The organism is uncultured Rothia sp., assembly GCF_916049665.1.
In the GTDB taxonomy this organism is placed as follows: Bacteria; Actinomycetota; Actinomycetes; order Actinomycetales; family Micrococcaceae; genus Rothia.
Genome location: NZ_CAJZIE010000002.1, coordinates 22,321 through 37,044, shown reverse-complemented (window position 1 = coordinate 37,044; position 14,724 = coordinate 22,321). Strand labels below are relative to the sequence as shown.

The window sequence follows — 14,724 nt, the reverse complement described above, 5'->3', positions numbered from 1 at the left end:
CTGTTATGACGTTGCTATGACGTTCACCAAGAAGTAGCCATCGGGAGCATGCATGGAAACAAACACCGCCGAACTCATCAAAAACCTACGCCGTAGCCAGGCTGAAAACGGGCGAGTAGAAGTCAAAGCTGCAGCTGGCGGGTTCCCCAAGTCCGTTCTTGAAACCGTTAGTGCCTTCGCCAATGGAGACGGTGGCACCATTCTTCTTGGCCTCACCGACCCGGCAGAAGGTCTACAGCCAGTTGAAGGTTTCAACGCACAGGCAGTCCACGACGCATCCGTTGAGGCAATCCGTTCCAAGATCACACCTCGACCCCCGGTAGATATTCAGGTTGAGGCGGCAGACGAGCAGCACCGTATCGTGCGCATCGATGTGCTCCCCGGCGACCCGACGCAGAAGCCCTACTACATCGAAGCACACGGCATGTATAACGGCTCCTACCAGCGCGTCGGCGAGGCCGATATTCGCCTCATCAAGTACGAGATTGACCGCTTCCTAGAGAACCGCAGTCAGCCCCGCTACGACGAGGAGCTGGTCAGCGAGGCAAGCTTCAAGGACCTCTCTCCCACCCTTGTGAGTGCCTATGTCGCTCGCCTGCGCGAGGAGCAACCTCGCGTTTTTGCGGCGCTTTCTGACCGTGAGGTTCTTCTGCAGGCACGCATTCTACGCATCGATTCTGAGGGCCGAGAAGTGCCCACTCTTGGGGCGCTTCTCGCCATGGGATCCTACCCGCAGGCGTTCTTCCCGCAGCTGATGATGAGCGTTGTTGTTCTTCCCGGTGAAGAGCTTGGTGAGGTCACTGAGGACGGTCGACGTTTTCTGGACAATCACAGCTGTACCGGGCCTATCCCCTCCATGTTGGACGAAGCTATGGGCGTTTTGGTTCGCAATATGCGCAAAACGTCCACGATGGAGGGCCTCAACAGTAGCGGTATCGGGCGGGTTGAGCGCTACGAGTATCCGCTGGAGGCTATCCGCGAGCTCTTGGTCAACGCCCTCATGCACCGCGACTACTCGCCGGGTGCGCGCGGCTCACAGGTGCAGGTTGAGCTCTACACCAACCGCCTGGTGGTGCGTAGCCCGGGCGGTATCTACGGTGCTGTGACTATCCGAGATTTTGGTCAGCCCGGTGTTTCTTCAACCCGTAACAGCTACTTGGCAAGTATTCTGACTGATCTGCCCGACCCGGGTACGGGGCGTTTGATTGCAGAGAATAGGGCTTCCGGTATTCCCACGGTTCTGCGCGCGCTGAAGGAGGCGGGTCTGCCCGCTCCCCAGTTTGCTGACCGTCTACTCTATGTGCAGGTCACTCTGATGCAGCCCCCGCAGGGTGCGTCTTCTACGGAACAGAAGACCGCGCCTGAGGATAAGACTCAGCAAGCAACCCATTCCACGGGCAAACATTCAGCCGACGCCGTCGAACCGGCGGGCGCCGATGCGTCGCTTGACGGCCTCAGCGAACGCCAGGCTGGTATTGTGCGTGGCCTGCGTGCACAGGGCGAGGCTGTTTCCACGACATATATCCAAGAGCATTGGGGTCGGGGTGCTTCACGTACCTCCATCACGAATGATCTGCGCCGTCTTGTGGAGGCGAAGCTGATTGTTCCTACGGCTCCGCCGCGTAGTAAGAACCGTAAGTATCGCGCTGCTTAGACGTACCCGATAAAAGGTACACAAAAAGGGGAGGGAAATAGAGCGGTTATTCTCTATTTCCCTCCCCATTCGACTATTCAGCCAAAACCACGTTTAGCCGCAGGCCCACTCAAAGACGACCTGCGAGAAGTCGCGGGCGGCAAGCGCCTCCGGGGTAATTAGCCAGTTCGCCGCACCGGCATCACCCCACATCACGTACACGCCCTCCTCGGCGTCCTCACCCCACTCCGATTCGATGGTCAGCAGGTTCACCGTGTGGCCGCGCAGCTCCTCGAACTCATCGCGCGGGTCCTCCTGCACGAACGAGGGGTAGCCGCCAATATGTGAGTAATCCCTCTCCTCCGATTCGAAGGGCTCCAGCAGGTTGTAGGAGGCGTCACCGCGTGCGTTCGGTTCCTCGGGCAGCTTCTGGTCCGGGTACATTTCATCCCAGGCGTCAGCGAACTGGTCGTAGATTTCGAAGCCGCCATCCAGGAATCCCTGCTCCCAGGGCTCGAAGGCAAGTGCGTACTCAACAACCTCCTCAGCGGTACCCTTGCCGTCACGACCAAAGGGCCAGCCGTAGTCATCCCAGTTCACGGTCGGGTACGGCGCCTCCGGGTTCGGCTCACCCAGGGTTTCGTAGTACACGACGCGGTGGTTCTTCTGCGAAAGCGGGTTCTCGTAGTCGTAACCCCACATGCACTCGTCATCGTTCGGGTTAATCCAGAACTGCAACATACCGGTTGCCGGGTAGATGTCGTTCTCGGGCAGGTCGGCGCAGTTAATCTGGGCGATCATGCCCAGCGGCTCACCCTTCTCATTGGTCGGTGCGGACTCGCCAGCGGGCAGGTACGGGCGGCCACCAAACTTGGATGCGGTCTGCGGCAGCGGCGCGTCCGGGCTGCTTACCTTCAGGCGAATCGCCTGCTTACGCGCGCCACGCTCGTTGAGCGCGTCGATAACACGGCGTGCCTGCGCCAGGGTCTCTTCGGAGGGGTTATTCATCGGCATGATGTGCTCGTTTCGTCGGTGAATTATTCGGTGCGGAAGGTTCGGTGTGAAGGCGCGAGGCAACGGTACCGCGGCGCCTTCTACCCCCATTAGACCCTATTTCGGGCGGGCGCGCACCGGTTTCGGTCACCTGTGCAGGTCACCCGTGCATCCGGCGGCAGAAACGCTGGTGCAAAGTGCACAGAAAGCCCCGCCTCCTCACCCTCACGCGCGGGGCGTGAGAGATACAGAGGCGGGCTTCCCGGTGAATCTCTACGAATCTCTACAAGAGACCGTAAAAGGCTTAGAGCGCCTTTTCAATGGTTTCCAGAACGCCGAGCGCGGCAGCCGGGCCAGCGTTCAGGAAGAACATATCGGCATCCACGCTGTGTGCGTGCTTCTCGGTGACAGCCTTGAGGGTGCTCCACAGGGCCTCCTTGGTCAGCTTGGACTCGTCGCCGCCCTGCACACCGTAGAACAGGTAGTCGGCGTCAGCCTGGTCAAGCTGCTCAGCGCTCAGGTCCACGGAGGTCTTCTCAACCTGCGCAGCCGCGGGGCGTGCCAGGGATGCATCAGCGCAGATGGAGCCCACGAACGAGGACTTCGCGAAGATACGGGTGCGGTCAGCGGAAGCGTACAGGAAGGAGAAGGTCTTCTCGCTGCCAGCCTTCTGACCGACCGACTTTGCCTTGGTGTTGTACTCCTCCATGAGCTTCTCAGCCTTCTCGGTGGTACCCAGCGCGGCAGCAATCAGCAGGAAGTCCTGCTTCCAGTTAATGCCGGTGCCCTCGGTGACCACGGTCGGCGCAATCTTGGCGAGGGACTCGTACAGCTCATCCTTCTTGTTGGTGTTGTTGATGAGAATCAGGTCGGGCTTGAGGTTCGCGATGGCCTCAACGTCCGGGTCGGTGCGCTTGCCGACCTTGGCGATCTTGTCGAGCTCTGCGGACTTATTGGAGAACTTGGTCTTCAGGTATGCAGGAACCAGGTCGGCATCACCGGCGGTTGCGGCTCCGACGGGCACGATACCCAGGGAGAGCACGCCGTCGAGCTGACCGGTGGAGAGAATAACAACCTTGGAGGGTGCGGATTTGATGGTGGTTTCACCGCGGAAGTGCTTCACGGTGCGGGGGAATTCGCCGTCAACAGTGGTGGTGCCCATGCCGGAGGGCAGTGCGGAGGGTGCCACCTTCTTACCGGTCGCAGAAGCGGACGCGGAGGAAGAGGAAGAGCCGGAAGTGTTGGAGGAGCCGCAAGCCGCCAGGGCGAGGGCGCCGAAAGAACCGAGTGCGAGTGCGCCGAAGGAGCGGCGGGTGATCTTGTTCGTCATATTTGCCATATTATTAGGATAACCTCATATGCGCATATAGGATACTTAATATCCATCTATCGGTAAGGTAAGCGTCCTTTCACCTGCCCCTTAGCGCACCGCACGACCTCCAAAGCCTATGACACCACAGACCTCCCCCTCTTCCGGACCCACCGTCAGCGCTGCCTCCCTGGCGAAAATTCGTGCCCTCTCCGCTTCTTCGGACGCCGTATCTGGCGCCTCCTCTGGCGGTCAGGGTGGCAAGTCTATCTCGCGTCTGGCGGTTGCGCTCATTATTGGCGGCGTTCTGCTAGTGCTGCTTTGCGCCCTGTCGTTTACGGTGGGTTCGCGCCTGTTCACCCTGGACCGCTCGATTGACGGTTTCCTCCACCCGGAGGCGAACACCATCGAGTCGAAGCTGATTTGGGCGAAGCGTGCCCCGCGTACCGCCGCGGCGTTGCTGGTGGGTGCCGCGTTGGCGGTGTCGGGTGTGCTCATGCAGGCGTTGAGCCGTAACCCGCTGGCTGAGCCGGGTCTGCTGGGTGTGAACTCGGGTGCCGCCGCCTCCGTGGTGGTCGGTGTGGGCGTTTTTGGGGTGTCGTCCCCGTTCGTTCAGCTGTGGCTGGCTCTACTGGGTTCGGGTCTGGCGGCGGCGCTGGTGTTCGTCATGGGCCTGGTGGATTCTAAGCCGAACCTGGATTCGACGGCGCGTCTGGTGCTGACGGGTGTGGCGGTGAACGCCTGCCTGGGCACGATTACCGGCATTATCACAATGTTTAATTCGAAGGCTTTTGATTCGCACCGTTTCTGGGTGGTGGGTTCGCTGGAGAACCGCACCTTCGAGCAGGTGCTCTCGGCGCTACCGTTTGTGGCGGCGGGCCTGGTGCTGTCGTTCATGCTGATCGGTCCTCTGCGTGCCCTGGCACTCGGTGAGGATGCGGCAGCCGGCTTGGGCGTGCCGGTGACGATGGTGCGTGGCGCGACGATTATTGCAATCATGGCGCTGTGTGGTGCGGCAACTGCGATTGCGGGCCCGATTGGTTTTGTGGGTCTGGTCGTGCCGCATGTGGTGCGTCTGCTAGTGGGTTCCGACATTGCGCGCGTGCTGCCGCTGTCGCTGGTGTACGGCCCGGTGTTGGTACTTGCCTCCGATATTCTGGGTCGCGTTCTGGTGATGCCGAGTGAGCTTGAGGTGGGTATTGTGACCGCCTTTATTGGTGCCCCGGTGCTGATGGTTCTGGTGCTGCGTTTGAGCACCGGTGCGCGCGGTGCGAAGAAGGGCCGCATGGGTTCGAAGGCGCAGGCGCACGATGAGTCGGGTCCGGCTCATGTGTCGGAGCACGGTCCGCATCGTGCTCAGCGCCCTGTTGTGGGTGGTTCGTCTGGTTCGACTGGTTCGTCTAGCTCATCTGGCGTATCTGGTTTGTAGGCCCCGGTTTCTGAGAGGTTTTATTGTGAGCGTTGTGTCTCGTTCTGTAGCCGGGTCTGCTGTTGCCGGGTCTGTGCGTATCCCTGGGCGTTACCGCACCCCTATTCCGCGTACCCTGCTGGTGGTGGCGGTGCTTGTGGTGGCGGCGGTCGCCTCCCTGGTGTTTGGTAGTTATCAGATGAGCCCTGATCAGGTGTTTCGCCTGATTTTTCAGGGTGAGGGCACGGAGATTGAGCGTCAGCTGGTGTTGAATCAGCGTCTGCCGCGTATGCTTGCCGCCGTGGTGGTGGGTGCGGCTTTGGGCTTGTCGGGCGCTATTTTTCAGTCGGTTTCGCGTAATGCTCTGGGTTCGCCGGATATTATCGGCTTCACGGTGGGTTCGGCGACCGGTGCCCTGTCTGTGGTGCTGATTGGGTCGTTGAGTTCTACCGGCGTGGGTATGGGCATGGGCGCTATTATTGGCGGTTTTGCGACGGCGGCTGTGGTGATGCTTCTGGCGGGTGTGCGCGGTGGCGCGACGATGGGTCAGAAGATGGTGCTGATTGGTATTGCGGTGAGTGCGATGCTCAGTTCCGTGAATGATTACCTGATTACGCGCGGTGATTTGGAGAAGGCGGAGGCGGCGAAGACCTGGCAGCACGGTTCGCTGAATGCCCTATCGTGGAATCAGATGTCGGTTCAGGCGGTACTGCTTCTGGTGGCGATTCCGCTGGTGCTGATACTGACGCATCGCCTGCGCGTCTTAGAGCTCGGCGATGACTTGGCAGCGGGTTTGGGTCTGCCGGTGAAGAGGACCGTGAACCTGCTGGTGGCGGCTGCCGTGCTTCTGGTGGCTGTGGCGATTTCTGTTGCGGGTCCGATTGGTTTCTTGGCGCTGGTTGCCCCGCAGATTGCGCGCCGCCTGTGGAACACTCCGGGTATGGCGATGTGGCATTCGGCGCTGTTGGGTTCGGTGATTTTGGTGCTGGCTGATTTTGTGTCGGCTCGTGCGTTGGCGCCGTTCCAGATTCCGGTGGGTCTGGTGACGGGTGCGTTGGGTGGCGTGTATATGCTGTGGTTGCTGTACCGTCAGCGCTAGTTGCGCCGTCTATTCCGTATGAGTGACCGGGTGTTCCCGACTGTGGGGGCACCCGGTTTTCTCTATTTCGCTAGGTTTCATGAGCGGTTTCACTGGGTTTCACGGGTGGTTTCAGAATTTTTCAGAATTTTCTCAGTTTTACCCCGGGGTAGATTAAAAACTGCTTATCGTGTCAGGGGTCGCTCATAGAGTGTAGGTGTTGGAAGGGACGATCCTTCCAACCGGGCACACCGTCTCCTGCGGTGTTGCCGCTAGGTTGATTCAGCATCTACGGAAGGAACGGTCATGGAAAACACCACTCACGAGAGCCAGTACGCAAACGCAGAGATTTCCTGTACCGCCGATGAGCAGCTGTGCCGTGATGCAGAGTTCAACCTGCTGATGCAGGCGGGCACCATCGTCCGTATGGAGCGTTTCAACGTGGAGGAGCTCCGCGGCGTTCTGGAGCAGCTGGTGGCGGACGGTTCGTGCTTCCGCACCGCACCGGCGTCTTCGACGATGGGCCGCGTGATGCGTCACCTGACTCAGGGTGCTTCCGGTTACGAGGCGAACCTGGCTGAGCTGCGTGCGGCGGCGCAGAACGCGCTGCTGTTCGTGTTCCCCCTGGAAAAGGACCTGGAGATGTGCCTGCGCTTTGAGCGTGTGCAGGGTACCGGCCTGGCGCTAACTCGCCTGGGCGTGAGCCCGGTCAATGGTGACCTGTGGACTCAGCACTGGGCGATGCGCGCGCTGGAGTGCACCGGCGGCGTGTTTGCGGTGGAGTCCGCTCCAGGTGCCTGCAATTTTGAGCTGCGCCGCGAGATGTTCTACGCGATGCTGTCGCTGGTTCACTTGTCGACTTTGGGTCTGTCGGCTGAGCCGGAGGACTTCTACATGTTTGCCGATTCGGAGGCTGTGTGTAAGAAGTTCAAGCGTGAGCGTCGCGATTGCCGCCGCGCAATGCGCGCACAGTACGACCGCGCCGCGTAAGGCATGTGTGTATGCCCTACGCGGCATACGCGTTTAAAGGCCTAGCCAGTGGCGTTTTGTGGACTGTTAGAGCCACTTATTCTTCTTGAAGAACCAGTAGAGGAGCAGACAGGAGACCAGCATCAGCAGCAGGGCCGCCGGGTAGCCGAACTCCCACTTGAGCTCGGGCATGACCTCAAAGTTCATGCCGTACACCGAGCCAACAATGGTGGGCACCATGAGTAGCGCCGCATAGGCGGAAATTTTCTTGGTGTCGTCGTTCTGTTGCTGACCGAGCAGGGTGTCGTGCACGCGCAGGGCGTTTTCGAGGGAGCTACGAAGATCCTCAAGGCGTTCCTTCGTGTGCACCACGTGGTCGAGCACATTACGGAACTGGCGGGCAAGTTCCACGGCCTCGTCTTCAACCTCGCCCTGGCTCGCGCCCGGGTAGGGGGACGGGTCGAGCGCGCCGGTGCGTAGGCCTTCAATGATGCGACCCATCATCGGTTCGAGGGGTCGGCAGGCTCGCTGAAAGTCAATCACCTGGTTGAGTAGCTCGTATATGCGCTGCGCCAGGGAGTTGGCGTCTTGGCGGTCGTGCGCGGAGAACAGGATGTCTTCAATCTCGTCGTTGTCGTTCTCGAGTCCCTCGAGCACGGGGGCGTACCTGTCGACGGTGCTGTCGAGGATGCGGTGCAGCAGTCGGGCGGGGGATGCATCGGGGGTGGCGTAGAGCAGGTTGAACTTGTCGTTGATGCGCTGTTCGTCGCGAACGAGTGCGAGGGTGTAGCGGGGGCCGGTGAAGAGGTGCAGTTCGCTGAGGCGCACTTCTTCTTCTTTGTCGAGGTAGATGGCGGGGCGGATGACGGTGAAGAGGGAGTCGCCGTATCGTTCTAGTTTGGCGCGCTGGTGGCCTCGTCCGGCGTCTTCGATGGCGAGTTCGTGCAGGTTGAAGGTTTTTTGCAGGGCGTGTAGTTCGTGGATGTCGGGGTTGGCGTATCCGAGGGCTACGGCGGTGTTCTCGTCCGCGTAGGCGCGGAGGGTTTCTTCCTCGGTGGCACCCAGCTGAGGGCGGTCCGAGCTCGGGTAGATAGCTCCGGTGATATAGGACATCGTTTTTCTCCTCTGAACGCTTTGGCGCCACGTGTGTGGGCGCTCTTTCCAGCATACGGCACACGCCCCGCCTGGTCATGTGCACCGCGTGTGCACCTGGCATGGAAAAGCCCCCGGAAGGCACCTGTAAGGCACCCTCCGGGGGCTTTCACGTATTGAGCTTATTAGCTTAGTCTTCGTTGATGAGGTCGCGGACCACGATGGTCTGGTCGCGATCCGGGCCCACACCAATCGCAGAAATACGGCAGCCAGAAATCTCTTCCAGCTTCAGCACGTACTTGCGGGCGTTTTCGGGCAGCTCATCCAGGCTCTTCGCATCCGAAATGTTCTCGGTCCAGCCATCGTAGTACTCGAAAATCGGCTTAGCGTGGTGGAACTCGGTCTGAGTCATCGGCATCTCGTCGTGGCGCACACCGTCAACGTCGTAAGCCACGCAGACCGGGATCTTATCCAGGCCAGTCAGCACGTCCAGCTTGGTGATGAACAGGTCGGTGAAACCGTTGATGCGCACAGCCTGACGCGCCAGCACGGCGTCGTACCAGCCGCAACGACGCGGGCGGCCAGTGTTCACGCCGAACTCGCCGCCGGTGGTGCGCAGGAACTCGCCCATCTCATCGAACAGCTCAGTCGGGAAGGGGCCAGCACCCACGCGAGTGGTGTACGCCTTCTGAATACCAATCACGCGGGAGATGCGGGTCGGGCCCACACCCGAACCGACGCACGCGCCGCCGGAGGTCGGGTTGGAGGAAGTCACGAACGGGTAGGTGCCGTGGTCAACGTCCAGGAAGGTTGCCTGGCCGCCCTCCATCAGCAGGGTCTTACCCTCGTCCAGTGCCTTGTTCAGCAGCTGGGTGGTGTCCACAATCATCGGCTTCAGACGCTCAGCGTAAGACATGAAGTACTCGACGATTTCGTCGACCTCAACGTGGCGGCGGTTGTAGACCTTCACCAGCAGTTCGTTCTTCTGACGCAGTGCGCCTTCAACCTTCTGACGCAGAATCGACTCGTCCAGGATGTCCTGAACACGCACGCCGAGGCGGCCCACCTTATCCATGTAGGCGGGGCCGATACCGCGGCCGGTGGTGCCGATAGCGCGCTTGCCGAGGAAACGCTCGGTCACCTTGTCCATGGTCTGGTGGTAGGGTGCGACCAGGTGTGCGTTAGCGGAAATCTTCAGGCGGGAGGTGTCTGCACCGCGTGCCTCAAGGCCGTCAATCTCAGCGAAAAGAGCCTCGGGGTTAACAACCACGCCGTTACCAATCACGGGGACGGCGTTCTCGCTCAGAATACCCGCGGGCAGCAGCTTCAGCTCAAACTTCTGGCCGTTCACCACCACGGTGTGACCGGCGTTGTTACCGCCGTTGGGCTTGACCACGTAGTCTACGCGGGGGCCGAGCAGGTCGGTTGCCTTACCCTTACCCTCATCGCCCCACTGGGCGCCCACAATCACGACAGCTGACATTTTTGTGCTCCTTGAAAGCCTTGAAGATACGCACCGGATTTCACGGCGCGGCGGCGACCTACCGCCTCATGTTTCGGGTAGGCACACCTCTTCTAATGATACCGTGCCCGCCCCTTTAAGTCCCGTGTGACGGGGCGGTAGGCGTGCCGGGCACAGCGCCCGCACCCCGTACCCGGGCACGGCAACGCCCCCATCCGATATTCGGACGGGGGCGCTACCGGTATAAGCCGTGAAGACTACTTGATGATCTCGATGAAGGTCATCGGGTAGGTGTACTGCTCACCGCGGTTTGCAGCCATAGCAGCCAGGCTGTGGAAGATAACCATCAGGACGGTCACGACCGTCGAGACAATCAACGGGATGAAGAACAGAAGACCGAAGGTCACCACCGCCAGCAGCCAGGAAGCCATGCTGACAACCCACAGGGAGAAGTTGAAGTTGAACGCGCGGCGTGCCGATTCCTTAGTGAAGCCGTAGCCGGGCTTGTCCTTGTAGATGAACCACATGACCAGCGGCGCAAGAATACTTGCGGTTGCGAAGGACAGCAGAGACAGAATTGCAGAAGCCAGGTGCGCGAGCATCGCCATGTTCTGGTCATCCTTGGAGGAAACCATGTAACCGTTGGGCTGCTGACCCGGCGCCTGCGAGTAGGAGGGTGCCTGCTGGAAGTACTGGTTGTACTGTTCAGGGTTCGGGTTCTGGGACATCGTTCTTTTCCTTAATCTATCGATGAGTGGATACAGCTAATCGTTGAGGTGCGGCGGCAGGCTAATTCGCCGTTTCCGGCGGGTGCCCGCCGTGCTCTGCGTGGTCGCAACACTCGTGATGGTTTCACCCTATCAAGGCAAGGTAAATGGAATATTAACCCTCGCCGGACAACAGACGAAGAAACCCGAATATGACAAGGAAAAGACGCAACTTGCCCCTCCACGCGGTCATCTGTGCGTGGAGGGGCAGGTTGTTATACAGTTCGGGGCTGTGTGGTTTGGTCGCTAGCCCTGTTTCTTTTCATCGGCGAGCGCGGGACGCGCGGCGGGCGTAGGAGAGGCGGAGGACTTCTGTAGTGCGGCGGCCTCGCGCAGTGCTACAGACTCGCGCGGTGCTACAGTCTCGTGTAGCTTTGCGTGTTCTTGCTTTTTCAGAAACTCGTACACCGAGAAAGAGTCCTCTTCTTTCTTCGTGTAGCCGTTGATGCCCGTGTAGTCGTCCGGCAGGCGGTTGTACACCAGGTAGTACCAGTACTCGGCATGCGCACTCTCTATTTTCTGGATGAGTTCCCTCAGCTGGTTCTTACGCTTCACCGTCTGAACAATACCCACAATCCATAGAATCGGCACCACAAAAAGTGATCCCACGCCGATAGTGATGAAGAAGAGTAGCATCGACATGCCGGCACTACTATCGAACATGCTCACCAAAGGAACCAGCACAAACGGGTTCAGTATCAGCAGGACAATAAGCACGGCCTTCCAGAATGTACGCTGGCTATTGATCTCTTCAATGTTGGAGCCAGCGAACGGATTATTGATGGGGACGTAGCCCACCGGTTGCAGCTTGGCTGCCCGAGAGGTGGGGTTCCCTTCGTCCTTGACCGGGTTCAGGTGAGCAGCGCACGCCTGCATGGGTGCGGACTCATCTTGGGAGCGGTCGAGCAAGCGCATTTCGATAAGTTTCGAGTCGGGGATGCCGAAGAACGGCTCAGGAATAACCGGCAGAATAGCGCCCGGATGCAGACCGAGGTGTTCCAGCAAAATATATTCCCCGTAGGCGTGAGCAGCCCCTATTACCTCAGTTTGCACACCAGGAGAGGGTGCGGGCTCAGTGAAGGCGAGTGCTACCGGGTGGTTCGCCTCGTCGTCCTTGCGAGATTCGTGAGCATCTTTGGAAGTTTCTTCCGGTTCGTCGGTGCTCAGCTCGTCACTGTCTAGTTCGGCGCCGTCGGAGTCCTCCCGCGCAGAGTCGTAGCGCTTAGGGGCACCCGGGTAGACGTACTCATAGTCCGGGTCGGGGTGCTCTAGCTCTTCGTCTTCGCTGCCGGATTCTTGGTGTAGCGTGGCGTCTTCTGTTGTCGACGGCTGCTCGCCCATGAGTAGCGTCATGTATTCCGGGATGGACTGGTCGGTGTCCCAGAGGGGCTGGTATGCCTCGTCCTTCTTTGCAGTTTCCTTCTTTTCAGTGGGTCGGTCTGCCATGGTCGTCTCCTTCGCTCACCAGACATACTCCTAGTGGCACCACCGTACCAGCAGGCGCTGAACAGTCCCTTGAAACCTGCCTGATAAAAGCTGAGAAAAAGCCCCCGACAAGTGCCAACACACACGTATTAACACTGCCGGGGGTTCAACGTTACTGGAACCGGGAGGCGCCAAAAAGAAGCTATTCCGCTGACGCTGGCAATCCCTCAGGCTTCACCGCCTCGTCCGGGTGGGCACCCTCCTGCAGGGGGCGGTCGTACACCGGGTGGTACCAGAACGCACCGTACGTCGTTGCCCGCGCCACCGCATCCTGACGCTTCTGCAGGAACTTTACCAAGGAGTAGACCATCAGTATCAGCCATATCAAAGGCGCCAGGAGCGTCGTCTGCATTGCAAGGGCGAGATAGAGTACGAGAAGTTGCAACGCCGCATCCATACTCACAATATTTACCAGTGGCAACAGCAAGAACGGATTGATGACCTGCATCGCCACCATAAAAATTACCCAGGGCATGTAACCCCGCCTAGCTTTAGCCCAATCCACGGTGGCTTCCGGTGTACTTGCAGGAATGTAACCAATAATCCGCGCGGTCTCTGTCTCTTCCCCCGGCGCATCCCACGGAGCCACAGCAGCACCCGATTTATTCCACCAGCGCACGGAAGCCAGCTGCGTAGGCCCGGCATCACTCGATAGTGCACCCAGTAGCTGCATGGGCTGCAGGTTCGGGTCGGGAATACCGTAGACAGGTTCCGTCGCCACAGATAGGGAAGTGTCAACGGTAGAGGGCTTCGTAGGCTCCTGCGGGCTCTGCGCCTGTGCCCTGTCGATCATGATGTTTCCCGTATTTTCGGTGGCTCCCTCGCAGGCAGAGAGCGCTGGTTGGGTGGGCTCAGTGGGCTGGGCGGGCTGAGTGGAGGTGAGCGCTACGAACTGGTTGTCTTGGGAGTTCTCCGTATCATTTTCGTTATCGTCAGCGTCATCAGAGGGTTCAGACTCATACTCATCATCTTCATACTCTGCGTCTTCATGCTCGACGTCTTCATACTCATCATCTTCATATTCGACGTCTTCATACTCAAGCTCTTCATCTTCTGAGTCCTTACGCGCAGAGTCGTAGCGTTTAGGGGCGCCCGGGTAGACGTACTCATAATCAGGGTCGGGGTGCTCTAGCTCTTCGTACTCGTACTCTTCGGAGTCTTCGTTCGGCTCAGCGTCTTCTGTGGTCGACGGTTGCTCGACCATGAGTAGCGTCATGTATTCCGGGATGGACTGGTCGGTGTCCCAGAGGGGCTGGTATGCCTCTTCGTGTTTCATATTTTCGTGATGCGTACCTTCACGCTTCGCGGTGGGGCGGTCTGCCATGGTTGTCTCCTTCGCTCACCTGACATACTCCTAGCGCACCCACAGTACCAGCTCATACTGAACGGTCCCTTAAAACCCACCTGCCAGAATCCAAAAACCCCCGGACAAGCGCCAACATTCATGCGTTAACGCTGCCGGGGGTTCAGCTAGGGACTCACGGGAAGCTATTTATGCTGCATCCGCTGAGTTTGGAACAGGACTTGAGGTAGGGCTCGGGGATCTCCCCGGTCGGCGCAGGAACCGGCGTTCCGTGAAGCAACAAAGTCGAATAATCGGGGGCAGGCTGCTCCATGTCCCACAGCGGCTGATACTCGCTATCGCTCTTCTCGGTTGGGTTCTGAGGGTTTTTCGGTGCTTCGCTATGCTCCGCCACGGTAACCTCCTCCAATGCTTGTCTGCTGTTATGTGTCTGTTGTGTTGTCTACATTGTGTGTTCGGTGCGTGGGGCTATGATGCGGTGATACCGCAGGTGAACTAACATCGGCCAGGGTGCATTCGTACACCTGCCGGAACTCAAAATCGTGCTGAACCTTGTGCTGCCTAATGAGCAGGCGCGTCGATTCGACAGCATCCCCAACAGCATTTAGAAACTTCACCGAACCGACGCACAGCAACCAGATTCCAGCAAAGCCCACAAGCAAAATCAGCGGAGGGAAATAAAAGAGCGGAATCAACAAGGCAAAGAAAATCATCGCCGTTTCCTCGTCCACTCCCCTGAAACCCAGGCTGAAAAGTACCGGACTCATCAGCACGAGAAAAAAGACCGCCCAGAACACCATCCGAAGCAGCGGCCCCAACACATACCAGGTGAAGCCGCTCCAGTCTGTGAATAGGCTCTTCATATCCAAGGTTTCGGGTGGCTTCTCCACGGGGGCGTAGCCGACCACCTCGCCAATCTGCCAGGCGGATGAGCTGTACTCGGTGAGGATGCCCTGCACCTCTCCCCTATGGATGCGTTCCAACAGTGAGCCGGGACGGCCGTAAACAACCTGGGACGACATCAGCAGAACAGAATCGTCACCAGAAACGCGTCGCTTGACCATGGTCCGGCCCTCCATATCCCAGCATTTTTGATAGATGTTCAATAGATGGTTTTACAGTAACAACCGAACCTGAAAAGAACCTGAACCCGAGTGCAAATAAAAAGCATGAAAAAGAAAAGGGTCGAACATGTCCACAATTTGATGCATTTAGGGGTAATAAA

Annotated in this window: 12 protein-coding genes; 4 read left to right on the top strand and 8 right to left on the bottom strand. The window is 59.0% G+C overall.

Annotated features, from left to right (window positions below; all coding sequences use genetic code 11):
* Nucleotides 1-52: 52 nt before the first annotated feature.
* Nucleotides 53-1,654, top strand: a complete 1,602-nt coding sequence (locus QZ540_RS00380; protein ID WP_294626854.1) for an ATP-binding protein — start codon at nucleotides 53-55, stop codon at nucleotides 1,652-1,654.
* A gap of 93 nt (nucleotides 1,655-1,747) precedes the next feature.
* On the opposite strand, the gene QZ540_RS00375 is transcribed toward QZ540_RS00380, so the two are convergent.
* Nucleotides 1,748-2,647 carry a YwqG family protein gene (locus QZ540_RS00375; RefSeq protein WP_294626852.1) on the bottom strand — a complete coding sequence of 300 codons (900 nt, stop codon included), beginning with the start codon at nucleotides 2,645-2,647 and terminating at the stop codon, nucleotides 1,748-1,750.
* A 283-nt stretch (nucleotides 2,648-2,930) separates the two neighbouring features.
* On the bottom strand, nucleotides 2,931-3,956 hold the full coding sequence (locus QZ540_RS00370; RefSeq protein ID WP_294626850.1) for an iron-siderophore ABC transporter substrate-binding protein: 1,026 nt from the start codon (nucleotides 3,954-3,956) through the stop codon (nucleotides 2,931-2,933).
* A gap of 118 nt (nucleotides 3,957-4,074) precedes the next feature.
* Here QZ540_RS00370 and QZ540_RS00365 point away from each other — a divergent pair, with 118 nt between their 5' ends.
* The 3 genes from QZ540_RS00365 (at nucleotide 4,075) to QZ540_RS00355 (ending at nucleotide 7,411) form a co-directional block, all read left to right on the top strand.
* The gene (locus tag QZ540_RS00365) at nucleotides 4,075-5,364 is read left to right on the top strand and encodes an iron ABC transporter permease (RefSeq protein ID WP_294626848.1); all 1,290 of its coding nucleotides are present in this window, start codon (nucleotides 4,075-4,077) and stop codon (nucleotides 5,362-5,364) included.
* Nucleotides 5,365-5,389: 25 nt separating this feature from the next.
* A complete protein-coding gene (locus tag QZ540_RS00360; RefSeq protein WP_294626846.1) occupies nucleotides 5,390-6,442 on the top strand; it encodes an iron chelate uptake ABC transporter family permease subunit in 1,053 nt (350 codons plus the stop codon).
* A gap of 285 nt (nucleotides 6,443-6,727) precedes the next feature.
* Nucleotides 6,728-7,411, top strand: a complete 684-nt coding sequence (locus tag QZ540_RS00355) for an integrase (protein WP_070599212.1) — start codon at nucleotides 6,728-6,730, stop codon at nucleotides 7,409-7,411.
* A gap of 66 nt (nucleotides 7,412-7,477) precedes the next feature.
* Here QZ540_RS00355 and QZ540_RS00350 read toward each other — a convergent pair whose 3' ends face one another.
* The 6 genes from QZ540_RS00350 to QZ540_RS00325 all read right to left on the bottom strand — a co-directional run bounded on the left by QZ540_RS00350 (nucleotide 7,478) and on the right by QZ540_RS00325 (nucleotide 14,563).
* Nucleotides 7,478-8,503: a magnesium and cobalt transport protein CorA gene (locus QZ540_RS00350; protein ID WP_049357905.1), complete on the bottom strand. Its 1,026-nt coding sequence runs from the start codon at nucleotides 8,501-8,503 to the stop codon at nucleotides 7,478-7,480.
* A gap of 169 nt (nucleotides 8,504-8,672) precedes the next feature.
* Nucleotides 8,673-9,965, bottom strand: coding sequence for an adenylosuccinate synthase (locus QZ540_RS00345; protein ID WP_005507283.1), 1,293 nt, complete (start codon nucleotides 9,963-9,965; stop codon nucleotides 8,673-8,675).
* A 236-nt stretch (nucleotides 9,966-10,201) separates the two neighbouring features.
* On the bottom strand, nucleotides 10,202-10,672 hold the full coding sequence (locus QZ540_RS00340; RefSeq protein ID WP_294626845.1) for a DUF4870 domain-containing protein: 471 nt from the start codon (nucleotides 10,670-10,672) through the stop codon (nucleotides 10,202-10,204).
* Nucleotides 10,673-10,957: 285 nt separating this feature from the next.
* Nucleotides 10,958-12,157, bottom strand: a complete 1,200-nt coding sequence (locus tag QZ540_RS00335; RefSeq protein WP_294626844.1) for a pyruvate ferredoxin oxidoreductase — start codon at nucleotides 12,155-12,157, stop codon at nucleotides 10,958-10,960.
* A gap of 181 nt (nucleotides 12,158-12,338) precedes the next feature.
* Nucleotides 12,339-13,520, bottom strand: coding sequence for a hypothetical protein (locus tag QZ540_RS00330; protein WP_294626843.1), 1,182 nt, complete (start codon nucleotides 13,518-13,520; stop codon nucleotides 12,339-12,341).
* A gap of 401 nt (nucleotides 13,521-13,921) precedes the next feature.
* Nucleotides 13,922-14,563: a hypothetical protein gene (locus tag QZ540_RS00325; protein ID WP_294626842.1), complete on the bottom strand. Its 642-nt coding sequence runs from the start codon at nucleotides 14,561-14,563 to the stop codon at nucleotides 13,922-13,924.
* Nucleotides 14,564-14,724: the final 161 nt, after the last annotated feature.

Coding starts and splice junctions, on each gene's coding strand:
- QZ540_RS00380 (WP_294626854.1), top strand. CDS start 53: ATGGAAACAAACACCGCCGAACTCATCAAAAACCTACGCCGTAGCCAG.
- QZ540_RS00375 (WP_294626852.1), bottom strand. CDS start 2,647: ATGCCGATGAATAACCCCTCCGAAGAGACCCTGGCGCAGGCACGCCGT.
- QZ540_RS00370 (WP_294626850.1), bottom strand. CDS start 3,956: ATGACGAACAAGATCACCCGCCGCTCCTTCGGCGCACTCGCACTCGGT.
- QZ540_RS00365 (WP_294626848.1), top strand. CDS start 4,075: ATGACACCACAGACCTCCCCCTCTTCCGGACCCACCGTCAGCGCTGCC.
- QZ540_RS00355 (WP_070599212.1), top strand. CDS start 6,728: ATGGAAAACACCACTCACGAGAGCCAGTACGCAAACGCAGAGATTTCC.
- QZ540_RS00350 (WP_049357905.1), bottom strand. CDS start 8,503: ATGTCCTATATCACCGGAGCTATCTACCCGAGCTCGGACCGCCCTCAG.
- QZ540_RS00345 (WP_005507283.1), bottom strand. CDS start 9,965: ATGTCAGCTGTCGTGATTGTGGGCGCCCAGTGGGGCGATGAGGGTAAG.
- QZ540_RS00340 (WP_294626845.1), bottom strand. CDS start 10,672: ATGTCCCAGAACCCGAACCCTGAACAGTACAACCAGTACTTCCAGCAG.
- QZ540_RS00335 (WP_294626844.1), bottom strand. CDS start 12,157: ATGGCAGACCGACCCACTGAAAAGAAGGAAACTGCAAAGAAGGACGAG.
- QZ540_RS00330 (WP_294626843.1), bottom strand. CDS start 13,520: ATGGCAGACCGCCCCACCGCGAAGCGTGAAGGTACGCATCACGAAAAT.
- QZ540_RS00325 (WP_294626842.1), bottom strand. CDS start 14,563: ATGGTCAAGCGACGCGTTTCTGGTGACGATTCTGTTCTGCTGATGTCG.